Origin of the sequence: Halomonas profundus (genome assembly GCF_020865425.1) — a bacterium.
Lineage (GTDB): Bacteria > Pseudomonadota > Gammaproteobacteria > Pseudomonadales > Halomonadaceae > Vreelandella > Vreelandella titanicae.
Map to the genome: position 1 here is coordinate 4,902,338 of NZ_CP086344.1, position 22,944 is coordinate 4,925,281.

Genomic DNA, 22,944 nt, shown 5'->3' on the forward strand with positions numbered 1-22,944 from the left:
GAGACTAATATGCTATTTCTAATTATTATTTTCGCCTTGATTGGCCTTGCGTTTGGAGGCCCGGTAGGGCTGCTGATTGGCGGTGGCCTGGGCTGGTGGCTAGGCAAGCGCCTTAGCCGCCGCCTGAATATCGCGCGGATGCGCATCCAGGAAGGCTTTTTGGAGTCGATTTTCTCGGTGATGGGCTGCTTATGCCAAGCCGACGGTAAAGTGACCGACGGCGAGTTGGACGTTGCCGAAAAGCTGTTTGATCAAATGCACCTCCAGGGCGAACAGCGCGCCAAGGCTCGCGCCGCCTTCGAGCGTGGCCGCGCCGATGACTTTGATCTGGAGGCGGAGCTGGCCAACGTTAACCGCCTCACTCAGCGCCAGCCGGTTCTGCGCCAGGTATTTATCCAGGTTCAGCTCACGGCTATCGCTGCTGATGGCGTGCTTCACCCCGCCGAGCACGAGATGATTCTACGTGTCGCCCAGGGAGTAGGCTGCAGCGACGCCGAAGTTCAGCAGATCGAAGCGATGTTGCACGGCGCGGCCGCGAACTCTCAAGGCGCCAGCGAAGAGGCTCTCAAGGACGCTTACCGCGTATTGGGGGTTTCTGATGACGCCAGCGATGCTGAAATCAAAAAAGCCTACCGCCGTCTGATGAGCCAAAACCACCCGGATAAACTGGCCGGCAAAGGCCTGCCCGAGAGCATGCGTGATATCGCACAGGCACGCACCAGCGAAATCGGCAATGCCTACGAGCGGATCCGCGAGGCGAGGGAGGGATAAAGAGAAAGGATGCTCAGAAAGCGCTGAAAACATTTTGATGGAAAGCCATCATCAAAATGATGCATACTTCTATAGCGTTCAGCGAAGGAGGTACTTATGGAAGCGCTCGAACATTATTCCAATAGCCAGCAAGCTGTTAGTGGCGTTAGCGTATCGGTTAATGTGCTGACGGATAAGATCGCCTTTATTCACGCGGTGCGCGTCGGTGTCCCAGGCAGCGTGGTAAAACAAGCGATTCAGGCAATGGGCAATAATCGTGAACTGTTTGTCAGACTGCTGGAAACCACGCCAGGCAATTTGCATCGCTTCTACCATCGCAAAGCTCTAAGCCGCACCGACAGCGAAGAGGTGCTGGATGTGTTGCGCGTGCTTTACCATGCTCAAACTGTTTTTGGCGATACCGCTAAAGCCCATGAGTGGCTAAATACGCCGATTCCTGCGCTGGCGGGCGAGACGCCTTTGAATCTTTTTGATACTTTCGAAGGTCGCCAGTTAGTGAGGGAAGCGCTGCGTAAAATTGAGTTCGGTGAATTTAGCTAATGAAGCTATACCGCATCGCTCCCGAACGCTATATGAATAATTTAAGCGGCCTTGGCGCCAGCTACCGGGATGGCGCAAGATGGAACGCTCCAGGCAGCCCTGTCGTCTATTTCGGCACCTCTGCAAGCGTAGCGATGCTGGAACTCGGTAATTATCTGCCCTCTCCCCGCTTGCTACCCGCCAACTACCGGTTAGGTATTTTCGAGCTCCCCGGCGATACCGGTAGGGACATCTGGCCCCAGCACCAGTTACCCGACGATTGGCACCACTACCCCTACCCTGAAAGCACTCAAACACTAGGTACTGCATGGCTGCAGCGTTGCGATACGCTGATGCTGCTAGTTCCCAGCTGTGCTGTACCCGGGGCAATGGAGAATATTGCCGTCATTAACCCTCTCCACCCCACCATTACCGATATTCACTTAATAGAAACTCGCCAAGACATTTATAACCAGCGCTTATTCAGGGGCATTTAAGCTTAATTCTATAGGTTGCAGTGCAGCCTGTTAGGCCTCTACTACATTTAGAAAAAAACCGTCGCAAAGACAACAACGAGAAGATTAAGGGTACTAAGGAGCCGTAATGATCACGCTATACACATTCCCCCACTCCCGCTCGCTACGAGCAGCGTGGACACTTGAAGAGTTAGGCCTAGAGTATCAGTGCCAGCATGTGGCGCTGGATAAAGGCGAGGGGCAAACAGCCGCGCATTTGGCGCGTCACCCGGATGGCAAGGTGCCAGTTCTTGAAGATGGAGAAGTATCGCTATTTGAATCAGTGCCGATTTGCCGTTATCTAGCGGAGCAATATGGCGACGGCACCCTCCTACCCAGCAGCCCTGCCGCTCGCGCTCAGGTCGACCAGTGGCTCAGCTTTATCGTCACCGAAATGGAGCAGCCACTGTGGAATCAAGCCAAGCATAAGTTTGCCCTGCCCACAGATAAACGCGTTCCCGCTATTTTGCCGGTCTGCGCATGGGAGTTTCAGCGTGCGCTAAGCGCGCTGGAGCGCCGCTACAACGGGCAAGAAAACTTGGTGGGTAACACCTTTACCCTTGCGGATCTGTTTTTAACCCATACCTTATCGTGGGCGGTCAGCATGAAGCACCGCTTACCCGAACCGCTATTGGCCTATCGCGAACGCCATATTCAGCGCGCCGCGATGGCTAGAGCAATCGAAAAAGAGCAGGCAGCAGCAGAGAGTTAATCAACATCTAAACGCTTTAAAAACCGTTGCTGGCAGTATGTGGCAACGGTTTTTTAACTAGTCGGGCGTTGCTTAAAAGCCAAGGTCATCAAGCAAATCGTCTACTTGATCCTGCCCTGCCACCACATCCGTCTTATTTTGGTTCACCTGCGGCCCGTTACGAAGCTTGGCATGTTCATCGCGGTCATCTTCCATCTTAACGCCGTCGGTGACGTGAGGAACATTATCGACCAGCACCTGAACAAGCTGCTCTTCGATGAGCTTGATGACTTCCATCATTTTCTTAATCACCTGACCGGTGAGATCCTGAAAGTCTTGGGCCATCATGATTTCAAGCAGCTCTTTTTGAGTAGCCCCGGTTGCGGTGGGAAGCTTACTGCTCAAAAAGTTCTGTGTATCCTCGACGAGCTTAGCATCACCTTCTACTGCCGCGAGCTTAGCTGCCGCCGCCTGCCAGCGCTCATTAAGCGCAGCGCCTTCTTCTTCAAGGCTGTCTTGCACCGGTTGAGCGCGCTCAACGGCATTCAATGCCCGCTCTGCGGCCTGCTCCGTCATTGAGGCAACGTAGTTGAGCCGGTCATTAGCATCCGGTATTGCCTGCGCCGCCTGGCTAATCTGCTGATCTAGGCCCAGCTCTTTCATGCTGTCCCGCAGTAGGCGCGTTAAGTGGCCTATGCGATGCACCATCTCATCAGTACTGTCTTTTTTGCCCAGTACCGACGGCATCGTCGTGTCGTGGGCGTTGTTAACAGTGCTCATGACAATCCTCTTGTTGGAAAAGCTTATTGAATGTCGTTTTGGGTGTGGCAATAGACATCATTATACGAACCCACTGTGTTTTTTCAGGATGCACGGCGTTAAATACACCAAGGTCTGCATCTAAACCTGATACTACTGTCGGCTCAACATCCTAAAACTTAAGTTTAACGTTTAGTCTACAGTGGGAAACTGCGAGTTACAGGTATTTTTAACCCCTTAAAAACCATCTAATTTACAGGCGGGTTCAAGCAGGCAATGATTCGAAGTCGAGCGATTAACCATTAAGCAGCTGAAACGTGCGGTAGAACGGCGCTATAAACAGCAAAGTAGTGACAGATGCTGCCAGCCACTACAAATAGATGCCAAATCGCATGGTTGTAGGGGATCGCACGCACGGCGTAGAAGATCACCCCTAGCGTGTAGGTAATTCCTCCCGCGGCCAGTAGGGCAATGCCGGTCGTTGAAAGACTCGCCGCCATCTCTCCTGATGCCAGCACGATCATCCAGCCCATGAGCAGATAAATCGCCACACGTAATATCGAAAAACGTTGAGGCCATAGCAGTATGCAGGCAATGCCCACCAACGCCAGCGACCACACGGCGGCAAACAAAACCCAGCCTGTAGTGCCGCGCATATTGACGAGTAAAAAGGGCGTGTAAGTACCTGCGATGAGTAAATAAATCGCGCAGTGATCAAGTAACTGAAAGCGCTGCTTCCAGCGCCGATGAGGGATGCCGTGGTAAAGGGTAGAGGCGGTATAAAGCAGGACTAGCGTGGTGCCGTACAGGCTCAGGCTGACAATTTTCCACGGGTCGACATGGGCGGCGTAGCTCGCCGCAACCAACAGTACTACCATTCCCACCAAACTGAGCACAGCACCGATACCGTGGGTGATACTGTGCAGCCACTCTTCGAATACACTGAATTCGCCCTGCTCTTCGGGAAGGTTTTCACGCTGCTGTTTATACTGCTTGTACTGCTCCTTACTGACGGCGTTCATCCTGGAGCGCTCCTCGCATGCCATCCCCCACTCGTATCACCCCTTGCGCTCAATATCCACATCGCTGGCGTGAGTGAAGTCATCCAGGGCCATCATATGGCCAAGCTTGCCCGCTTTGGTTGAGAGATACTGCTCGTTATGAGGGTTCAGGCCGGTGGTGATCGACAAACGTTCGACGACATTCACGCCGTCGCGGGTGAGGGCATCCACCTTGCGCGGATTGTTGGTCATCAGCCTTAACGCTGTGATGCCCAAATGGTTAAGCATCGGCACGCACAGATCATAGCGGCGCATGTCGGCGCCAAAACCGAGCTGCTCGTTGGCCTCGACCGTATCAGCACCTTGATCTTGCAGGTGGTAGGCACGAATTTTGTTTAACAGGCCTATTCCCCGCCCCTCTTGGCGCAGGTAAAACAGCACGCCGCGGCCCTCTTCAGCGATGCGTTTTAGCGCTTCCTGGAGCTGATAGCCACAGTCGCAGCGCATGGAGAAGAGAGCGTCACCGGTCAAACACTCGGAGTGCACCCGCCCCAACACCGGCTCGCCGCCGGTCACATCACCCAACGTTAAGGCGATATGATCCTTGCCGGTAGCCTCATCTTCGAAGCCATGCATAGTAAACGTTGCCCAGGGCGTGGGCAGCCGGGAAGCGGCAATGAAGCGAATGGTCACAGGTTACCTCGCTGATTGACCAAACCAGTTAACCACACCAGTGTTGGCAAAGTGGGTCAGTATTCTAACAGGAAGCGGCGCCCGCCTCACGCTGACAAGGCGACTAAATAATGGAGAAAAATTGGCCGGGTGCGACGATTTTTGCCATCGAGTACGCCGCCCTAACACCTATCTTCAAGTACAATTGCCCTCATACGATCCCCAAAACGGTTTCAAGTACGCTCCCAAGTACGGTTTCCAATACGATGCGGGCAAATTTCCTAAGAGCAAGTGTCTATGACCACTACACCTTTGCAAAATGATCGCTTTCTTCGCGCACTAGCGCGCCAGCCCGTCGACCGCACCCCGGTGTGGATGATGCGTCAAGCGGGCCGCTACCTGCCGGAATACCGCGCCAGCCGGGCCGATGCGGGCAGTTTTATGGATCTGTGCCGCAACCATGACCTGGCCTGCGAAGTCACCCTACAGCCCTTGGAGCGTTACCCGCTGGATGCAGCCATTCTGTTTTCAGATATTCTGACCATTCCAGATGCCATGGGCCTGGGGCTCTATTTTGAAACCGGCGAAGGCCCAAAATTCCGCAAAACCGTGCGTACACAGGAAGAAGTCGCCGCTCTAAGCGTGCCCGACACCGAGCGCGACCTGGATTACGTGATGCGTGCGGTGTCGACCATTCGTCGTGAGCTGAACGGCCGCATGCCGCTGATCGGCTTCTCAGGCAGCCCCTGGACGCTGGCGACTTACATGGTGGAGGGCGGCTCCAGCAAGGACTTCCGCCATCTGAAAACCATGCTTTACGATACCCCGGATACCATGCACCAGTTGCTGGATACGCTGGCGCATGCGGTAACTGACTACCTGAACGCCCAAATTCGCGCGGGAGCCCAGGCGGTGCAGATTTTTGATACCTGGGGTGGCGCACTCTCTACCCCTGCGTACCTTGAGTTCTCGCTGCGCTACATGGAGCAGATCGTTTCGGGACTGATCCGCGAACACGACGGCCGCCGCGTACCGGTGATTCTCTTCACCAAAAACGGCGGCCAGTGGCTTGAGCATATCGCCTGCGCCGGTGCCGATGCATTGGGTATCGACTGGTCTACCGAGCTTTCCGATGCCCGTGCCCGGGTTGGTCACAAAGTGGCGCTACAGGGCAATCTTGATCCCAACGTTCTGTTTGCCCGCCCCTCGGCTATCCGCGCTGAAGTAGCCCGCGTGTTGGAAAGCTACGGCCATGGCCCTGGCCACGTGTTTAACCTGGGCCACGGAATCAGCCAGTTTACCAACCCCGACAACGTCACTGCCTTTATGGAGGCGCTGCACGAATTAAGCCCACAGTATCACCGCGATATTCCAACGCACACAAATGCACAGCACTCAGGAGCCAATTGATGAGCGATTTACGCGACGACCAATGGTTTACCGAAGTCTTTGATAGCCACGGCAGCGCTTTCTCACTGAAGATCTCTGAAAAACTGCTGGATGTACAGAGCCAATACCAGCATCTAGAGGTCTACGCCACCGAGACCTACGGCAACCTAATGGTGCTGGACGGCTGCGTGATGCTGACTGATCGCGATAACTTCCTCTACCATGAGATGATTGCGCATCCGGCGCTGTTTACCCACCAAGATCCCAAACGTGTGGTGATCATCGGCGGTGGCGACTGCGGCACCTTAAAAGAGGTGCTGCGCCACCCGAGTGTCGAGAAAGTTACCCAAATTGACATCGACGAAGAGGTCACCAAGGCCTCTGAGCGCTTCTTCCCGTCGTTGGTAGCGTCGAATAACGACCCCCGCGCTGAACTGCTGTTCGCCGACGGCGTCAAGTGGGTGGACGATGCACCTGATGAGAGCATCGATGTGCTGATTATCGACTCCACCGACCCGGTTGGGCCCGCTGAAGGGCTGTTTAAAACCGATTTTCTCAAGCGCTGCCACCGTATTTTGAAAAGCGGCGGCGTAATGGTGCAGCAGAGCGAATCACCGCTTTACCACAGTGGCTCGATCATCCGAGAGCTGCGCAACGACATGTTGAAAGCCGGTTTTGACAGCGTTGCCACGCTGCCCTTCCCGCAGCCGGTATATCCTTCAGGCTGGTGGAGCGTAACATTGGCGGGTAAAGCCACCGACGTGAATACGTTCCGCGAGCAGGCAGCCACCAACCACGACTTGCCGCTTGAATACTATAGCGTTGACGCCCATCGCGGTGCGCTCGCCCTCCCGCCGTTTATGCGCAAGGCATTCGCAGCCGAGTAAACCACGCCTAATAACTGCCTTTGTGTTACCGCCCACCTCAGCTTGCCCTATAACGGTGCAATGCGAGGTGGGCAGTAACCTTTTTGCACCTAGACCTTCGTCTCGAATTCGTTGAGTAGCGTTGAAAAGCGCTGAATTAACGCCTGTACCCTTGTTGGCATCTTCCTTGCTAGGTTTAGTGACATGCTACGGCATGCATAACTATTTCAACTACTGGTTTCAATAACTGATTTCAATAGCTGATTCCAATAACTTCGAGGGAAACTAGATGTTCAATAAAAAACACTTAGCGCTTCTGGCGTCCGCTGGCTCACTTAGCCTGGCGGGAATGGCAACTGCTCAAGCCGACACCCTGGAAGATACCATTGAGCGTGGCGCCGTTCAGTGTGGTGTGAGCGATGGCTTGCCGGGCTTTTCAGCACCGGATGACGACGGTAACTGGCAAGGCCTGGACGTTGATGTTTGCCGCGCAGTAGCAGCAGCGGTACTCGGCGACTCAGAAGCCGTCAACTATATTTCACTCAACGCCGTGGAGCGCTTCACCGCCCTGCAATCAGGTGAAGTCGACGTTCTATCACGTAATACCACTTGGACCACCACCCGCGATACTACTCTGGGCCTGAACTTCACCGGGGTTACTTTTTACGACGGCCAGGGCTTCATGGTATCCCGTGACCTGGGTATTACCGGTGCTGATGAACTCGACGGCGCCTCCATCTGCATTCAGTCTGGCACCACTACCGAGCTGAACCTAGCTGACTACTTCCGTGCTAACGACATGGAATTCAACCCGATCGTATTTGATACCTCTGAGCAAACCGTGGGTGGCTATCAGGCCGGCCGCTGTGACGTGCTAACCTCCGATACCTCTCAGCTAGCGGCGCTACGTATTCAGCTAGACGATCCTTCAGCCTCGATGATCCTGTCTGACGTTATCTCCAAAGAGCCACTAGGCCCTGTGGTTCGTCAGGGTGACGATCTTTGGTTCAACATTGTGAAATGGTCGCTGTTCGCCATGATTAACGCCGAAGAGTACGGTGTCACCAGTGAAAACGCTGAAGAAATGCTTAACTCTGAAGACCCCAACATCGCTCGCTTGCTAGGCCAAGACGGCAACTACGGTGAAGGCATGAACCTAGAAGCAGATTGGGCCTACAACATTATTAGCCAAGTGGGTAACTACGCTGAAAGCTTCGACCGCAACGTGGGCATGGGCTCGCCGCTGGAAATTGAGCGCGGTGTTAACGCCCTGTGGACCGACGGTGGTTTCCAGTACGCTCCCCCGATTCGCTAAGCGTCTCGCTTGACCCCGGCCCGCCGCCCTCTTCACAGGTATCTGTTTAAAGGTCGTGGCGGGCCATTTGATTGACCTTCCGTGTAGCGGAGACGCCATCCATGTCTGTAAGACCTAACGTTCGCCCCGCTGGCCACAAGCCGCCGTTTTGGCGAGACCGCGCTAAGCGCGCACTTATTTTTCAGCTTATATTGGTCGCCGTTGTCGCGGCTTTCCTGATCTATATTATCGGCAATACCCAAGCCAACCTGAATGCTCGCGGCATTACCACTGGCTTTGGCTTCCTGGGCAACACAGCCGGCTTTGGTATTGGTCAAAGCTTAATCGAGTACTCCTCCCAAAGTACCTACGGCCGCACTTTTGTGATTGGCTTGCTCAATACGCTGCTAGTCGGTGGATTGGGGGTGTTAGCTGCCTCGATTATTGGTTTTATCGTCGGTATCGCGCGGCTATCGCCCAATTGGTTGATCGCTCGGCTAGCCAACGCTTATATCGAAACGTTTCGTAATATCCCGCTGCTGCTGCAAATTTTCTTCTGGTACTTTGCTGTACTGCGGACGTTACCCAGCGCTAGAGAGAGCATGGCCTTTGGCGAAGCCATTTTCCTGAACGTGCGCGGGCTGTACCTGCCTCAACCGCTGTTCGAGTCAGGGTTTGGTCTTATCCCAGCTACCTTCGTGGTGGCCATTATTGCCAGCATCGCACTGGTCATGTGGAACAAGCGCCGCCACGAAGCCACCGGCAAGCGCCTGCCGGTTTTCTGGATGTCGCTGGTGATTATCTTTGGCCTACCGCTGCTGGTACTGGTCGCTACCGGTGTACCGGTGACCTGGGAGATGCCGGTACTGCGCGGCTTTAACTTCGGCGGTGGTATCACCATTATCCCTGAATTTTTGGCTCTGTGGCTGGCGCTGTCTATCTATACCGCGTCCTTCATTGCGGAGATTGTGCGCTCGGGCATCCAAGCCATCCCCCATGGCCAAACGGAAGCCGCCCAGGCATTGAGCTTGCCGCGCAAGCTAGTGCTGCGCCTAATCATCATTCCCCAGGCTATGCGCGTCATTATTCCGCCACTCACCAGCCAATACCTCAACCTGATTAAAAACTCGTCACTGGCCACCGCCATCGGCTACCCCGACTTGGTATCGGTTTTTGCCGGCACCACGCTCAACCAGACCGGTCAGGCAATCGAAGTCATTGCCATGACCATGGCGGTTTATCTGATCATCAGCTTGCTGGTGTCCATGTTCATGAACTGGTTCAACGCTCGCGTTGCGCTGGTCGAACGCTAGGCCGGAGGCGACCCCATGATTCACAATAAAGAAACCATACCTCAGCGCCCGGCGCCTAAAGGCACCATTGGGCCGGTTGCCTGGCTACGCGGCAATCTGTTCAACGGCCCTATCAATAGCATCTTCACGCTACTGGGCCTGTACGTGCTCTATCTACTCGTGGTGCCAACGGTTCAGTGGGCATTTATTGATGCCAACTGGGTGGGCGACAGCCGCGAAGACTGCACACGGGTGGGCGCCTGCTGGGTATTCGTTAACGCACGCTTTTCCCAGTTTATGTACGGCCTCTACCCGAGTGAGGAGTATTGGCGCGCCAACATCGTGTTTGCCATGTTCGCGGGCATTATTGCCTGGATGGTCATTCCGCGCCTGCCGTTTAAGCGCTGGATGACACTGTTTGCGCTGCTGATCTTCCCGGTGATCGCCTACGTGCTGCTACACGGCGGCTACTTTGATCTACCGCGTGTCTCCACCCACCGCTGGGGCGGTTTGATGCTGACGCTGCTACTGGCTAGCGTGGGGATGATTGGCGCACTGCCTATTGGCATTGTATTAGCCCTTGGGCGACGCTCGAACATGCCCATCGTCAAAACCTTCTGCGTGATTTTTATCGAGTTTTGGCGCGGTGTGCCGCTAATCACCATTCTGTTTATGGCCTCGGTGATGCTGCCGCTGTTCCTGCCGTCTGAACTTAACGTGGATCGCCTTATACGTGCGCTAATCGGCCTGACGCTGTTCCAAAGTGCCTATATGGCCGAGGTTATTCGCGGTGGTTTGCAGGCGATTCCCAAAGGGCAAGATGAGGCCGCCGCGGCACTGGGGATGACGTATTGGAAGCGCATGGGGCTAATCGTGATGCCTCAGGCACTGAAAATGATGATTCCTGGCATCGTCAATACGTTTATCTCACTGTTTAAAGACACCACCCTGGTCATGATCATCGGGCTGTTTGACCTGTTGGGCATTGTGCAAGCGGCGCTTTCCGACTCGCGCTGGCTGGGCTTCTCGGTAGAGGGCTATGTATTTGCCGCGTTCGTGTTCTGGATATTCTGTTTCAGCATGTCGCGCTACAGCCAGTACTTGGAGCGCAAGCTAAACACCGGCCATAAGCACTAGTTCGAGTTTAAATACGAGCGCCGCATCTCATTACGTTTTAAGTAGGATTTCAACATGACACAAGCAGCCACCAACACCTCTGACACCAGTGCTTCTGACCTGATGGTCGAGATGCACAACGTTAACAAGTGGTACGGCGATTTTCACGTACTGCGGGATATCTACCTTGAGGTAAAACGCGGCGAACGTATCGTGGTTTGCGGCCCATCAGGTTCGGGTAAATCAACGCTAATTCGCTGCATTAACCACCTTGAAGAGCACCAAAAAGGTGAAATTGTGGTGGGCGGTCTACCGCTGACCCAAGACGTCAAACGCATTGAGCAGATTCGTCGCAGCGTCGGCATGGTGTTTCAGCACTTCAATCTGTTCCCGCATTTATCAGTGCTGGAAAACTGCTGTATTGCGCCAATGTGGGTACAAAAGAAGCCGCGCAAAGAGGCCGAAGCGCTAGCCATGGAGTACCTAGAACGGGTGCGCATTGCCGAGCAGGCAACTAAGTACCCGGGGCAACTCTCGGGCGGTCAGCAGCAGCGTGTAGCGATTGCCCGCTCGCTGTGCATGCACCCCGACGTGATGCTGTTTGACGAGCCCACCTCCGCCCTCGACCCCGAGATGATCAAAGAGGTGCTGGACGTTATGGTGGAACTGGCGGAAGAGGGCATGACCATGATCTGCGTGACCCACGAAATGGGCTTCGCCAAAACCGTCGCCGACCGGGTGATCTTTATGGATCAGGGGCAAATCATTGAAGAGAACGCGCCAGAGCCGTTCTTCAACAACCCGCAGTCTGAACGTACCCAGCTGTTCTTAAGCCAGATTCTGGGGCATTAATACACAGCCCCAGCGACAAAGCAGCTGTGGATAAGTTCGTCATCATGGGCCTCACTTGAGGCCCATGATAGTTAACAGACTTTAAAAAACAGCATGTCATCGCGAGCGTAGCGCGGCGATCTTGAAGTTATCTTGCCACTACAAACAAGATTGCTTCGTCGCTCCGCTCCTCGCAACGACATCATTCAAAAAAGGATAAAAGCATGATTGAAAAGCTGTTTATCGACCGCGCCCCGCAACCGATTGCGCCTTTTTCCCACGCCTGCCGCGTAGGTGATCTGGTCTTTATCACTGGCCAGATGCCGACGGTGCCAGAGACCAACGAGATGCTTTTGGGCACCTTCACCGAACAGACTCATCGGGTAATGCAGAACCTGGCGATTGTGCTGGAAGAAGTCGGAAGTGCCTTCGAATATGTGGTGCAGTCTCGGGTGTTCATTACCAATATGGGCCACTTCGACGAAGTGAATAAGGTCTACGCCAGTTACTTTCCCCAGCCTCTACCCACCCGCACCTGTATCGGGGTAACCGGCTTGGCTGGAGGCGCTGATGTGGAAGTCGATATGATTGCCTGGATTCCACCGTCGCAGCAATAAACCTCATCAGTCGTCGTCATCACGGCTGCCAGTGAGCCACAACGCGATTTCGCCCCGCCTCTTTGGCGGCATAGAGCGCTTGGTCGGCCTGGGCAACGGCTACTGCCTGACTGTGGTCTAAATCACTGGTGAGCGCCAGAGGTGCAATCCCCACGCTGACGGTGAGTGTCACCATCATCGGCACTTGCGAATCACCCGCCGTCAGGTAAAACGGTTGCTGGGCTACTCGTTGGCGAATACGCTCACCCAGCTGGACTACCTGTTGGTGCGATAAATCACCCGCCGTAACAGCAAACTCTTCACCGCCGAACCTTGCCAGACAATCCTCGGGCCGCAGGGCCTCGTGTACTCGCTTTGCCATCTCCACCAGCAGCGTATCCCCCGCGGGGTGACCGTAGCGATCATTGATATGTTTGAAGTAATCAATATCAATCATCAGCAAATAATAGGCTGCCGCTTCAGCTTGCTCATTGAGTTGTGCTAAGTGATTAGCCAAGCCACGTCGGTTGCGTGTGCCGGTCAAGGCGTCAAACTCCGCCGCCGCCCAGGCCTGCTCTTCGCTTTTTTTACGTTGACTAATATCGATGACTAGGCCGCCGATACGCGCTAAATAGCCATCATCGGAGTAGTAGCTTTCCATCACCAGCTCATGCCAACGCCATTGCCCGGATGCGACCCTGAGCTGAACATCAATGCGGCATTGGGTTTGCAGCCGCTGTTGGCACTCGCGGATCAAACCAAACACCCGTAAGCGGTCAGTGGGCATGGCGTGAGCCAGTAAGCGGCGCAATGGGAGCCTTGCATAATCGCCAGGATAACCCAGCGAAAGCAGCAACGCCGAAGAGCACCAGGTTGCGCCACTGCGAGTATTAATCTCCCAGGTGCCGCAGGCGGCGACCTGCTGCAGCAGATCAACCTGCCGCTGCCTGCGGGTAAGCTGCTGACGATAAATAGCCGAAGCGATCAGTTCAGCGCCGATCACTAGCGCCTGCAACCCCGCTCCCTCCCAGTCAACTTCACGCTCACAGTCATCGAAGCCCAAAGTGCCCCACCACTGACCATCCACCATAATCGGAACGGTCACCATCGATAAAATCGACTGGCTTTCCAAATTGTCGCGCAGCGACCCCAAATCCACCTGCGAGGTAATACAGGTGTGCGAGTCACCACGCTCCCGACGATTGACCATTTCCTCATACTCGGGATCGTCGATCAGCGTGGTAAAAAAGCGAAAGCGTTTTTGCGTTCGCTCACGATAGTGCGATGAAGATGCCCACTCAAAAACAAAATCCTGCAAGACACCGTTTGGGTTGCGCTCTATGGTTTGAAATATCCACACCCGATTGACACCCGACGCTTCCCCTAGCGCCGCCAATAGCTGATCGACGCCCTCACTCCAAAAGTGCGCGTCGATGAGCGCTCGGCTGCCCACAGCAAGGGCATTCAGCAGGCTCGGCGCATCCGGCGAAAAAGGAGCAGGCATAGCAGGTTCTCTTTACTTTTCTTAGAGACTACCACACAGCTTTTAGTGGATTACACGCCATGCCCATAAAGAGTAATGCTAGCGGGTGCTAACGGGGTTTGCTCACGGTGGGACGTCAGCGGTTTCCCGGCCAGGGCAGTCAGCAGAATTTGCAGCGGATCACCGTGACTGACGAGCAGAATGACTTCCCCGCTTACCTGTTGTTCCCAATCACCGATCACCGCCTGCATACGGCTCGCCACCCGGCTCAACGCTTCTACTCCATGGTGCTGGTGTTCAGCATCCTCGGCATCTAACGCCCATACACTGGGATAGTGCTCGTCCCCCAACCCCTCTAGTTCGCCAAAATTTCGTTCCCGCAAGCGCGTATCCACGCTGGGTACCAACTCGAACCTGGCCGCCACATGGGCAGCGGTTTGGGTGGTACGTAAAAAGTCTGAATGCACCACGCGGGTCGGCACAGGCCACTGCCAGTCGGCAACGAGCTGGGCAAGCTGTTGCTCACCATGCTCGGAGAGACCAAAGTTTTCCACCCCGCGCCCCGGCGAGCTGACAATCACCCTCTGTTGATTAGCCTGACTATGGCCGTGGCGCATGAATAAATAGCGGTTGCGCCAATGTTTTTTTATGTTTCGTTGCTCAGTAGTCATGGGGCTCTGTCCTGATACAGGTGACGTTTGCTGTGTTTGACCTAACGCCAAACGCTTGCCATGGTTAGATGACCATCAACGACATGGAGTATGCACAGCGATGACAACCTATATCGTGGTAGCCGACGCCGCTCGCGCACGCATTTTTACCCGAGATGCCTTAACGTTGGCAGAGCAAGAAAGCATGGTTCACGCTGAAGGACGTCTACACGAAGGTGACTTGGTCACCGACGGTCGAGGCGATGTGCATGAGTCGATGTCCACTACCTCTCGCTCGGCTGGCGAAGAGGGAACGGCTACTAAGCACGAAAACGAGTTGTTTGCGAAAGAGGTCGCTCAGCGACTTTATAGTGCTCGAGTAGGCAACAGTATGAAGAAGCTCATTATGGTGGCGCCACCTAAATTTTTAGGGCTTTTACGCGATAAACTCGATGCCCCTACCCAAAAGCTGGTGATTCATTCCCTATCAAAAGATCTAAGTAAAGCTTCAATGGCCGATATTCAACAAGCAGTTAGTGATTTACGCTAGTAATATCCAAAACTTAAAGACCATGTAAGACTAAAGAAAGGGTCGCTCTCGCCGATAGCCTAGAAGACATTATAAACGGTACCTCCCCCTGAGTACTGACATGCACTTCTACGTCGAGAGCGACCATGCTATCTACCCTCCGAGCACGCATCCTATTGGCTGCATTAGTGGCGATTACCCTCGCCCTGGTGGTTAACGGCATTGCCAGTTACACCACCGTAAAACACCATAATAGTCAGCAAATAACGCGCAATCTTAGCGCCGTGGTTAACGGTAATACGCAAGCTATCAACGAGTGGTTTAACGCACGCTATACCATGCTTTCCAGCATGGATGATGCAGCCAATAGCGATGAGCCACTTGCCGCACTTCGACAACTGGCTGGCTCAGGCAGCTTTATGACAGCCTACATTGCTTATCCTTCCACACCAGACGCTATTTTTTCCGATGGATGGCAGCCCCCCAGCGATTACGACCCGCGTCAGCGGCCCTGGTACCAAGGCGCAGCCGAAGCGCAAGAGACCATTATTACGGCACCTTACACTGATGCCCAAACGGGGGGCTTAATCGTTACCTTTGCACGCCCTTTCTACCGTAATGGGCAGCTGGCCGCAGTCATTGGTGCGGATATTACTATTGAGGATGTGATCGAAATTGTTACCGGCATTGCCCCTACGCCGTCCAGTTTCGGCTTTTTAACCACTGAAGACGGCACCCTGATCGCGCATCCTGACGCTGACATGACGCTCGAACCTTCCACACGTTTGAGCGATGAACTGACCAACACCCGGCTTAGCGAAATCGCCCAAGCCGATGAACCCCAATCGCTTTCACTGCAAAACAGCGATACGTTGCTGATGGGCAATAACGTGGGTGGTAGCAGTGGCTGGCAGTTGATTGTGGCACTGGACGAACACGAGGCAACAGCGGGCCTGCGCGCCATCGCCACTACATCGATAGTCACGCTGCTGATTGTGGCCGCAATCACGGCAGTGGTCTTCGGTTTGCTGCTTTCTCTGCTGCTACGCCGCTTGCTGGGAGTTCGTAATGCGATGGATGATATCGCATCGGGAGAGGGCGATTTAACCCGACGCTTGCCCGAAGAGGGTAATGATGAAGTCACTCAAATTGCCAAGGCCTTCAACCGTTTCGTAGGTAAAATGGAGGCCGTATTAATCGATGTACGCACCAGCAGTGAATCTGTTCACCACGCGGCCAATGAGATCGCCATGGGTGGCCAGGACTTATCACGCCGCACCGAGAACGCCGCCTCTAGCCTGCAACAAACGTCCGCTTCGATTGAAGAAATCACCAGCACCGTGCAGCACACTGCTGCCTCGGCTCAGGAAGCCAACAAGCTCTCTCAAACTGCCTCAGAAGTAGCCAATGAAGGCGGCAAGGTGGTGGCGAATGTGGTTACCACCATGGAAGACATTACCCACGCCTCCGATAAAATCGGTGAAATCGTCACGTTAATGAACAGCATCTCTTTCCAGACCAACCTGCTGGCGCTTAACGCGTCGGTGGAAGCTGCCCGCGCTGGCGAGCATGGCCGTGGTTTTGCCGTGGTGGCCGACGAAGTACGCAAGCTGGCTGGGCGTAGCAGTGATGCCGCCAACGATATTCAAAAGCTGATTGAGGACTCTCAAACCAAGGTTAACAATGGCACCACTTTAGTGCGTAATGCGGGATCTACCATGCAAGACATCGTCGCGCATATTACCCGCGTTACCGATGTTTTGGAGGAGATCAATGCGGCCACCAGCGAGCAAAGCGATGGCATCAATCAGGTCAACATTGCCGTCGCAGAACTGGATCGCATGACTCAGGAAAACGCGGCCATGGTGGAAGAGTCCACGACCGCCGCCGAGCAGCTAAAAGAACAGGCCGATCATCTGGCAGGCACTATCAGTAGTTTTAAGCTGTCTCACGCCGCTGCACCTGCCCTGCAAGTGCAGTACCAAGCACATGACAACCGCCGCCATCACATTACTTAAGGGGTAACGCTATGCATTTTCGTTCGTTACGCTCTTTTGTCGTCGCACTTGCGGGCCCTTGCTTGCTCGCGATTGTGGCTGCGCTAGTCATCTATAACTTGGTCGCCGCGGCCCGCACCCAGCAAACGGTGAATGAGCATACCGGCGCATTGATGGAAAGTGCATTGAATGCGCGCTTGGATGCCATTGCCGAAGCAGAGGGCGGGCGTATTCAGCGCGAACTCAACAATGCCATGACTATCGCCAATCAATTGGCGACTACTAATGCTTTGATGGGTATGGAGGATGAAGAGGGGCGCCGCTCGCTTTACCTGAACCGCCGCGAACTATCTAACTTAGTGCGCCAAACTGTGGCCGACAACCCGACACTGCTGGATGCATTTATCGGCTGGGAGCCCAATGCGTTTGGTGACGACGCACGATATGCAGGAGATGAGCGCTATGGCCATGACGGTAGCGGTCGCTTTATGCCCTGGTGGTACCGCACCGAGGATGAAACGCTAGAAGTGCTGCCGCTGGGAGATACCATGGAGAGTGAAGAACGCCTTCCCAGCGGCGTTCGGGAAGGCGAATACTATCTTTGCCCTCGTGAAACCCTAGTTCCCTGCATTATCGATCCGGCGGCTTATGACTATGGCGGCGAGACGCAACTGGTCACTTCGTTTAACGCCCCCATTTTGGTGGATGGCGAGTTTCGTGGCGTTGCGGGGGTAGACCTCTCCCTTAACTTTATCCAAACCCTGCTAAGCGATGCCAACCAAGCGCTATACGAAGGCGCTGGGCGCATGGCTCTCGTCGCGGGAAGTGGGGGGCTAGTCGCCGACACGGCAGGCGTAGAGAGTCTGGGCTCGCCTGCCAGTGACTCCCTTAGCAGTACAATTCTCGCGGGCATCCGAGAGGCATCAGAGCAAGGTAGCCTGCAAAGCAGCGTTAACGATGGTCTACTGCAGCGCTATCAGCCTATTACCATTGGCGATACTCGCCTCCCCTGGGTGTTGGTACTCCAGCTCCCTGAAGACGTAGCGCTTGCGGAGTTAGGCGAGCTGCAAGCAGTTCTCAGCGAGCAGCGCCAGCAAAATACGCTGGGCATGACGGTAGTAGGGCTACTTCTGGCAGCATTGGGGGTGGCAGCGCTATGGTGGATTGGCGGGCGAATCGCACGGCCTCTTAAGCGGCTTGCAAGCCGCATGGCAGAGATTGCTTCAGGCCATGGTGACCTTACCCAACGTCTACCGGTGCATGGGCGAGATGAAAGTGCCGCGGTAGCTGAGCAGTTCAATGCCTTTGCAGAAAAAATTCAGGTTATTCTGCTGGATGTGCGCCGTAGTAGTGAAGCCGTCAACCACGCGGCTAATGAAATTACTCAAGGTGGCCACGACCTCTCACGGCGCACTGAACAGGCCGCTGCCAGCCTGCAGCAAACCTCCTCTGCGATGGAAGAAATCAGCAGCACCGTTAGCCATACCACTCACGCCTCGCAAGAAGCCAGTGGGCTTTCACAAACCGCCTCGCAGTTAGCCTCGCGTACCGACAGCGCGTTTGAGCAAGTCGTGGCAACGATGGATGATATTCGCTCCAATTCCGATGAAATTCAGGCCATCGTGACCGTCATCGACGGCATCGCCTTTCAGACTAACCTGCTTGCCCTGAATGCTTCTGTGGAAGCCGCCCGGGCTGGCGAACACGGTCGTGGGTTTGCCGTGGTCGCCGACGAAGTTCGCAAATTAGCCTCTCGCAGTAGCGAAGCCGCCAAGGATATCCGCCAGCGTATTAATACTTCGGCTGGCAAGGTTGAAAGCGGTACCCAAATGGTTCGAGATGCGGAGTCGGCAATGCACGAATTAGCAGAAAGCGTCACGCGGGTAACGCAAATGTTGGGAGATATCAGTACGGCCGCTCGAGAACAAAGCGAGGGCATTAGCCAGGTGAGCATTGCCGTCACCGACCTAGACCAAATGACCCAGCAAAACGCCGCGCTTGTGGAGGAGTCGACGACCGCCGCTGAACAGCTAAACGATCAGGCGGATAGGCTCGCTGCGCTGGTAGGCGGCTTTACACTTGAGCCAAAAAACGCCCCTAGCAACCATCAGTTGCCTGCTCCCGAATTGACTGAGCGATAAACGCTTAAGGAATCGGCGGCAGCGCAATATCGTCGCTGCGCTTGGCCCCAGCGGTCATTTCACGGCACAGGCGCAGGAATTCGCGCACGCCGGTGGTGAGGTATTTGTGCCGATGCCAGATAAACGTAAACTGACGCTTTAGATCCAACTCCGGCGTAGGCAGCGGCACCAAGCTGCCGCGCCGGAAGGCATCTCGCAGTGCCAGGCGCGAGACACAGCCAATCCCCAGCCCTGACTCCACGGCACGCTTAATACCTTCCGTATGCTCTAGCTCTAGCAGGGTGTTAAACCGGCTGCGGCGGTGGCGCGCGGCATGCTCCAGAGTCATGCGGGTGCCAGAGCCCTCTTCGCGCATAATCCAGTCCTCACGCAGCAGCTGTTCAAGTTCAAGGTGCTCGCGGCCTGCCAGTGGGTGTCGCGGCGAGCAAAACACGCACAGCTCATCTTCCACCCAGGGTTGGCTGATGATCATGTCATCGTCGCACTGCCCCTCGATCAAGCCTAAATCCAGCGAGTGCTGGCGCACGCCTTCGATAATATGGCGCGTATTGCGCACTGCCAAGCGCACCCGGCTACCGGGGTGGCGCTGCATAAAATCGCTGATCAGCAGCGTGGCCAGGTAGTTGCCAATGGTCAGCGTAGCCCCTACATCCAGCGACCCAACCCCTTTCTGGCCACGTAGAAGCTCTTCAATCTCTTCGCCGCGATCCAGCAGCGCCACCGCTTTGGGCAATAGCTGAAAACCCAGTGCGTTAAGTTTTAAGCGTTTACCAATCCGATCCAGCAGTTGGCAGTCGAACTGCCGCTCAAGCTCCGCAAGCGCCGTGCTGGTTGCCGACTGAGACATGGCCAGCGCCCGCGCCGCATGGGAGACGCTCTCATGCTGAGCAACCGCCACAAAGACTTCCAACTGCCGCAGGGTGTAGTGCATAGAGTCTGACCTTTATTTGATCTATATCTATTTTTCAGATAACCGTTATCAATATAATTCGCTTAACAGATATACCACCCTTTGCTTAGACTTGCTGGCAACATATTTAATCATTTTTATTCTTTTTAAGAATATGACCGATGCGGACTAGCGCCAGCATCGACTAATGGAGAAAACGGCATGAGTAAGTTTGCTCTGGAAGAAGTGCTTAGCGTCCATCACTGGAACGATACCCTGTTCAGCTTCCGCACCACCCGCGAGCGCAGCCTGCGTTTCAAAACCGGTCAGTTCGTGATGATTGGTTTGGAAGTGAACGGCAAGCCGCTGATGCGCGCTTACTCCATTGCCAGCCCCAACTACGAAGACCACCTTGAGTTCTTCAGCATTAAAGTACCCGACGGCCCGCTCACTTCACGCCTTCAGCACCTGAAAGTAGGCGATCAGATCATGGTTAGCCGCAAGCCCACCGGCACGCTGGTATGCGATGACCTACTGCCGGGCCGCAACCTCTACATGCTCTCCACCGGTACCGGCTTGGCGCCGTTTATGAGCCTGATCCAGGATCCTGAAGTGTACGAGCGCTTCGAGAAGGTAGTGCTGGTTCACGGTGTGCGGGAAGTTTCTGAATTGGCCTACGCCGACTTTATCACCAAAGAGCTGCCAGCCCATGAATACCTGGGTGAAGACATCGCTGAAAAGCTGGTCTACTACCCCACCGTTACTCGGGAGGAGTTCCACACCATGGGGCGCCTAACCGACCATATCCGTACGGGCAAGCTGTTTGAAGACACCGGCCTGCCGCCCATTGATCCGCGCCAGGATCGCGCGATGATCTGCGGCAGCCCCGCCATGCTGGACGATACCAGCGCGCTACTTGACGAGCTGGGTCTGAATATCTCGCCGCGCATGGGCGAGCCGGGCGACTACGTCATCGAGCGTGCGTTTGTCGAGAAGTAATCGTTGTGTGAAGGGTGAAGGGTGAAGGGTGAATAGAAAATTGTCACCATCGCCTTATGAGTAAAGCCCCTGGGGAGAGCATCCACAGGGGCTTTGTCTACTCGGCACTACTTACCATTCACACCTTACCCTTCACCGTTAAACCGCGTCTTTGCCCGTTTCGCCAGTACGGATACGAATCACCTGCTCCAGCGGCATCACAAAGATTTTGCCGTCGCCGATTTTACCTGTGTTCGCCACCTGGGTGATGGCATCAATCACCTGCTCGACCATGTCGTCGTCCACGGCGACTTCCAGCTTCACCTTGGGCAGGAAGTCCACCACATACTCAGCACCACGATACAGCTCGGTATGCCCTTTCTGGCGCCCAAAGCCCTTCACTTCCGTCACCGTAATACCCTGCACGCCGATATCGGAGAGCGACTCGCGTACGTCGTCGAGCTTAAACGGCTTGATAATCGCTGTGATCAATTTCATTACCATATCCTCTAACTGGGTGGCCATGATGGGGTCGGGTTGAACGGCTGCGAATGTTGCAGCCGTTAACCGCTAACTACCAGCATACACCGCTATCGGCAGAGAATAAAAAAGCCTCCCACTAAGGGGAGGCCAGAAGGAGCACGCCAGCTCACTAGGTCAGCATTAAGTTATTTCTTAATGCCGCTGTTTATTTCTTAATACCGCTGTTTATTTCTTAATGCCAAATTCGGGATAGGCTTCGAGACCGCACTCAGCGATATCAACGCCTTCATACTCTTCTTCTTCGCTAACCCGGATGCCCATGATGGCTTTCAGGATGAGCCATACCACCAGGCTGGCCAGGAATACCCAAGCGAAGATACCTACGATACCGATGATCTGGGCACCGAATGATGCGCCGTCATTGTTCAGCGGCACTGCCAGCACGCCCCAGATACCGACAACACCGTGAACCGAGATCGCGCCGACCGGATCATCCAGCTTCACTTTATCGAGGGTGACGATGGCTGCGACCACGATGATGCCGCCAATCGCGCCGATAATGGTAGCGCTCAGTGCGGTCGGAGAGAGCGGATCGGCGGTGATGGCCACCAGGCCAGCCAGGGCACCGTTCAATGCCATGGTCAGGTCAGCTTTGCGGAACCACAGTTTGGCCAGGATCAGTGCCGCAATCACACCACCTGCCGCTGCTGCATTAGTGTTTACAAACACCTGAGCCACGTTGTTAGCAGAATCGACAGCCGCAAGTTTAAGCTCGGAACCGCCATTGAAACCGAACCAGCCCATCCACAGAATGAAGGTACCCAGCGTTGCCAGCGGCATGTTGGCACCGGGAATAGCGTGGATAGAACCGTCTTTACCGTATTTACCTTTACGTGGGCCTAGCACGATCACACCCGCTAACGCAGCCGCCGCACCGGCAAGGTGCACAATGCCGGAACCCGCATAGTCAGAGTAGCCCACTTCAGACAACCAGCCGCCACCCCAAGTCCAGTAGCCAGACACCGGATAGATAAACGCGGTCATTACCACAGCAAAGGCCAGGAATGCCCACAGTTTCATACGCTCAGCGACGGCACCCGACACAATTGACATGGCGGTTGCCACGAACACGACTTGGAAGAAGAAGTCAGAACGCATGGAGTAGTAGGGCGCGTCATCGCCGCCTGCGGTAACCGCATCCACACTGTTTTCAGCGCCAATCAAGAAGCCCAGATTGGGCAGGAAGCCGCCAGCGCTGCTGGAGTACATGATGTAGTAGCCCACCAGCAGATACATGGTGCAGGCAATGGCAAACAGCGCGATATTCTTGGTCAGTATCTCAGCGGTGTTTTTGGAGCGTACTAAGCCCGCCTCTAACATGGAGAAGCCTGCCGCCATCCACATGACGAGCACACCGCAAATTAGAAAATAGAACGTATCGAGCGCGTAGCTCAGATCAGTCAACTCATTCATTGTAAGTTC

At 54.8% G+C, this 22,944-nt stretch carries 23 protein-coding genes; 15 read left to right on the forward strand and 8 right to left on the reverse strand.

Translation table 11 applies throughout. The annotated features are described in order from the left end of the window. The first annotated feature begins 9 nt into the window (after positions 1-9). The 4 genes from djlA (at position 10) to LMS44_RS22290 (ending at position 2,517) form a co-directional block, all read left to right on the forward strand. Positions 10-771: a co-chaperone DjlA gene (gene djlA / locus LMS44_RS22275; protein WP_039857614.1), complete on the forward strand. Its 762-nt coding sequence runs from the start codon at positions 10-12 to the stop codon at positions 769-771. Positions 772-867: 96 nt separating this feature from the next. Beyond that, entirely contained in the window at positions 868-1,311 is a 444-nt protein-coding gene (locus LMS44_RS22280) for an Xre family toxin-antitoxin system antitoxin (protein ID WP_022521321.1), read from the forward strand. Then, complete coding sequence (locus tag LMS44_RS22285) at positions 1,311-1,787, forward strand: RES family NAD+ phosphorylase (RefSeq protein WP_039857616.1); 477 nt, start codon at positions 1,311-1,313, stop codon at positions 1,785-1,787. The genes LMS44_RS22280 and LMS44_RS22285 overlap by 1 nt, the downstream gene beginning before the upstream one ends. Positions 1,788-1,893: 106 nt before the next feature. After that, on the forward strand, positions 1,894-2,517 hold the full coding sequence (locus LMS44_RS22290; RefSeq protein WP_022521319.1) for a glutathione S-transferase family protein: 624 nt from the start codon (positions 1,894-1,896) through the stop codon (positions 2,515-2,517). 72 nt (positions 2,518-2,589) lie between these two features. On the opposite strand, the gene cheZ is transcribed toward LMS44_RS22290, so the two are convergent. The 3 genes from cheZ to ribA all read right to left on the reverse strand — a co-directional run bounded on the left by cheZ (position 2,590) and on the right by ribA (position 4,949). Further along, positions 2,590-3,276, reverse strand: a complete 687-nt coding sequence (gene cheZ, locus LMS44_RS22295; protein WP_022521318.1) for a protein phosphatase CheZ — start codon at positions 3,274-3,276, stop codon at positions 2,590-2,592. A gap of 281 nt (positions 3,277-3,557) precedes the next feature. Next, complete coding sequence (trhA, locus tag LMS44_RS22300; protein ID WP_022521317.1) at positions 3,558-4,277, reverse strand: PAQR family membrane homeostasis protein TrhA; 720 nt, start codon at positions 4,275-4,277, stop codon at positions 3,558-3,560. A 36-nt stretch (positions 4,278-4,313) separates the two neighbouring features. After that, positions 4,314-4,949 (reverse strand): GTP cyclohydrolase II, encoded by a 636-nt coding sequence (gene ribA / locus LMS44_RS22305; RefSeq protein ID WP_009286177.1) that lies wholly within the window; start codon positions 4,947-4,949, stop codon positions 4,314-4,316. Positions 4,950-5,225: 276 nt separating this feature from the next. On the opposite strand from ribA, the gene hemE reads away from it, so the two are divergent. From hemE to LMS44_RS22340, 7 genes are all read left to right on the forward strand, one after another. Continuing rightward, a complete protein-coding gene (hemE, locus tag LMS44_RS22310) occupies positions 5,226-6,338 on the forward strand; it encodes a uroporphyrinogen decarboxylase (RefSeq protein WP_022521316.1) in 1,113 nt (370 codons plus the stop codon). After that, positions 6,338-7,204 carry a polyamine aminopropyltransferase gene (speE, locus tag LMS44_RS22315; RefSeq protein ID WP_022521315.1) on the forward strand — a complete coding sequence of 289 codons (867 nt, stop codon included), beginning with the start codon at positions 6,338-6,340 and terminating at the stop codon, positions 7,202-7,204. Before hemE ends, speE begins: the two co-directional genes overlap by 1 nt. 268 nt (positions 7,205-7,472) lie before the next feature. Continuing rightward, the gene (locus LMS44_RS22320) at positions 7,473-8,498 is read left to right on the forward strand and encodes an amino acid ABC transporter substrate-binding protein (protein WP_498946469.1); all 1,026 of its coding nucleotides are present in this window, start codon (positions 7,473-7,475) and stop codon (positions 8,496-8,498) included. A gap of 101 nt (positions 8,499-8,599) precedes the next feature. Further along, the gene (locus LMS44_RS22325; protein ID WP_022521314.1) at positions 8,600-9,790 is read left to right on the forward strand and encodes an amino acid ABC transporter permease; all 1,191 of its coding nucleotides are present in this window, start codon (positions 8,600-8,602) and stop codon (positions 9,788-9,790) included. Positions 9,791-9,805: 15 nt separating this feature from the next. After that, a complete protein-coding gene (locus LMS44_RS22330; RefSeq protein WP_009286182.1) occupies positions 9,806-10,906 on the forward strand; it encodes an amino acid ABC transporter permease in 1,101 nt (366 codons plus the stop codon). A 54-nt stretch (positions 10,907-10,960) separates the two neighbouring features. After that, on the forward strand, positions 10,961-11,737 hold the full coding sequence (locus LMS44_RS22335) for an amino acid ABC transporter ATP-binding protein (RefSeq protein WP_022521313.1): 777 nt from the start codon (positions 10,961-10,963) through the stop codon (positions 11,735-11,737). A gap of 203 nt (positions 11,738-11,940) precedes the next feature. Further along, on the forward strand, positions 11,941-12,333 hold the full coding sequence (locus LMS44_RS22340; protein WP_022521312.1) for a RidA family protein: 393 nt from the start codon (positions 11,941-11,943) through the stop codon (positions 12,331-12,333). 19 nt (positions 12,334-12,352) lie between these two features. Here LMS44_RS22340 and LMS44_RS22345 read toward each other — a convergent pair whose 3' ends face one another. Further along, positions 12,353-13,816 (reverse strand): sensor domain-containing diguanylate cyclase, encoded by a 1,464-nt coding sequence (locus LMS44_RS22345; protein WP_022521311.1) that lies wholly within the window; start codon positions 13,814-13,816, stop codon positions 12,353-12,355. A 50-nt stretch (positions 13,817-13,866) separates the two neighbouring features. Then, complete coding sequence (locus LMS44_RS22350) at positions 13,867-14,466, reverse strand: histidine phosphatase family protein (protein WP_039857620.1); 600 nt, start codon at positions 14,464-14,466, stop codon at positions 13,867-13,869. A gap of 100 nt (positions 14,467-14,566) precedes the next feature. Between LMS44_RS22350 and LMS44_RS22355 the strand changes: the two genes are divergently transcribed. The 3 genes from LMS44_RS22355 to LMS44_RS22365 all read left to right on the forward strand — a co-directional run bounded on the left by LMS44_RS22355 (position 14,567) and on the right by LMS44_RS22365 (position 19,112). Next, positions 14,567-14,995 carry a host attachment protein gene (locus LMS44_RS22355; protein ID WP_022521305.1) on the forward strand — a complete coding sequence of 143 codons (429 nt, stop codon included), beginning with the start codon at positions 14,567-14,569 and terminating at the stop codon, positions 14,993-14,995. Between the two features lie 125 nt (positions 14,996-15,120). Then, a complete protein-coding gene (locus LMS44_RS22360; protein ID WP_089691181.1) occupies positions 15,121-16,992 on the forward strand; it encodes a methyl-accepting chemotaxis protein in 1,872 nt (623 codons plus the stop codon). 11 nt (positions 16,993-17,003) lie between these two features. Then, positions 17,004-19,112: a methyl-accepting chemotaxis protein gene (locus LMS44_RS22365; RefSeq protein ID WP_009286186.1), complete on the forward strand. Its 2,109-nt coding sequence runs from the start codon at positions 17,004-17,006 to the stop codon at positions 19,110-19,112. A gap of 4 nt (positions 19,113-19,116) precedes the next feature. Here the strand turns inward: LMS44_RS22365 and LMS44_RS22370 are convergent, their stop codons facing one another. Then, entirely contained in the window at positions 19,117-20,043 is a 927-nt protein-coding gene (locus tag LMS44_RS22370) for a LysR family transcriptional regulator (protein WP_009286188.1), read from the reverse strand. Between the two features lie 180 nt (positions 20,044-20,223). On the opposite strand from LMS44_RS22370, the gene LMS44_RS22375 reads away from it, so the two are divergent. Further along, the gene (locus tag LMS44_RS22375) at positions 20,224-21,000 is read left to right on the forward strand and encodes a ferredoxin--NADP reductase (RefSeq protein WP_007112363.1); all 777 of its coding nucleotides are present in this window, start codon (positions 20,224-20,226) and stop codon (positions 20,998-21,000) included. A gap of 138 nt (positions 21,001-21,138) precedes the next feature. Here LMS44_RS22375 and glnK read toward each other — a convergent pair whose 3' ends face one another. Continuing rightward, positions 21,139-21,477 carry a P-II family nitrogen regulator gene (gene glnK / locus LMS44_RS22380; protein ID WP_027957942.1) on the reverse strand — a complete coding sequence of 113 codons (339 nt, stop codon included), beginning with the start codon at positions 21,475-21,477 and terminating at the stop codon, positions 21,139-21,141. 210 nt (positions 21,478-21,687) lie between these two features. Continuing rightward, on the reverse strand, positions 21,688-22,935 hold the full coding sequence (locus LMS44_RS22385; RefSeq protein ID WP_009286189.1) for an ammonium transporter: 1,248 nt from the start codon (positions 22,933-22,935) through the stop codon (positions 21,688-21,690). Positions 22,936-22,944: the final 9 nt, after the last annotated feature.

Coding starts and splice junctions, on each gene's coding strand:
- djlA (WP_039857614.1), top strand. CDS start 10: ATGCTATTTCTAATTATTATTTTCGCCTTGATTGGCCTTGCGTTTGGA.
- LMS44_RS22280 (WP_022521321.1), top strand. CDS start 868: ATGGAAGCGCTCGAACATTATTCCAATAGCCAGCAAGCTGTTAGTGGC.
- LMS44_RS22285 (WP_039857616.1), top strand. CDS start 1,311: ATGAAGCTATACCGCATCGCTCCCGAACGCTATATGAATAATTTAAGC.
- LMS44_RS22290 (WP_022521319.1), top strand. CDS start 1,894: ATGATCACGCTATACACATTCCCCCACTCCCGCTCGCTACGAGCAGCG.
- cheZ (WP_022521318.1), bottom strand. CDS start 3,276: ATGAGCACTGTTAACAACGCCCACGACACGACGATGCCGTCGGTACTG.
- trhA (WP_022521317.1), bottom strand. CDS start 4,277: ATGAACGCCGTCAGTAAGGAGCAGTACAAGCAGTATAAACAGCAGCGT.
- hemE (WP_022521316.1), top strand. CDS start 5,226: ATGACCACTACACCTTTGCAAAATGATCGCTTTCTTCGCGCACTAGCG.
- speE (WP_022521315.1), top strand. CDS start 6,338: ATGAGCGATTTACGCGACGACCAATGGTTTACCGAAGTCTTTGATAGC.
- LMS44_RS22320 (WP_498946469.1), top strand. CDS start 7,473: ATGTTCAATAAAAAACACTTAGCGCTTCTGGCGTCCGCTGGCTCACTT.
- LMS44_RS22325 (WP_022521314.1), top strand. CDS start 8,600: ATGTCTGTAAGACCTAACGTTCGCCCCGCTGGCCACAAGCCGCCGTTT.
- LMS44_RS22330 (WP_009286182.1), top strand. CDS start 9,806: ATGATTCACAATAAAGAAACCATACCTCAGCGCCCGGCGCCTAAAGGC.
- LMS44_RS22335 (WP_022521313.1), top strand. CDS start 10,961: ATGACACAAGCAGCCACCAACACCTCTGACACCAGTGCTTCTGACCTG.
- LMS44_RS22340 (WP_022521312.1), top strand. CDS start 11,941: ATGATTGAAAAGCTGTTTATCGACCGCGCCCCGCAACCGATTGCGCCT.
- LMS44_RS22345 (WP_022521311.1), bottom strand. CDS start 13,816: ATGCCTGCTCCTTTTTCGCCGGATGCGCCGAGCCTGCTGAATGCCCTT.
- LMS44_RS22350 (WP_039857620.1), bottom strand. CDS start 14,466: ATGACTACTGAGCAACGAAACATAAAAAAACATTGGCGCAACCGCTAT.
- LMS44_RS22355 (WP_022521305.1), top strand. CDS start 14,567: ATGACAACCTATATCGTGGTAGCCGACGCCGCTCGCGCACGCATTTTT.
- LMS44_RS22360 (WP_089691181.1), top strand. CDS start 15,121: ATGCTATCTACCCTCCGAGCACGCATCCTATTGGCTGCATTAGTGGCG.
- LMS44_RS22365 (WP_009286186.1), top strand. CDS start 17,004: ATGCATTTTCGTTCGTTACGCTCTTTTGTCGTCGCACTTGCGGGCCCT.
- LMS44_RS22370 (WP_009286188.1), bottom strand. CDS start 20,043: ATGCACTACACCCTGCGGCAGTTGGAAGTCTTTGTGGCGGTTGCTCAG.
- LMS44_RS22375 (WP_007112363.1), top strand. CDS start 20,224: ATGAGTAAGTTTGCTCTGGAAGAAGTGCTTAGCGTCCATCACTGGAAC.
- glnK (WP_027957942.1), bottom strand. CDS start 21,477: ATGAAATTGATCACAGCGATTATCAAGCCGTTTAAGCTCGACGACGTA.
- LMS44_RS22385 (WP_009286189.1), bottom strand. CDS start 22,935: ATGAATGAGTTGACTGATCTGAGCTACGCGCTCGATACGTTCTATTTT.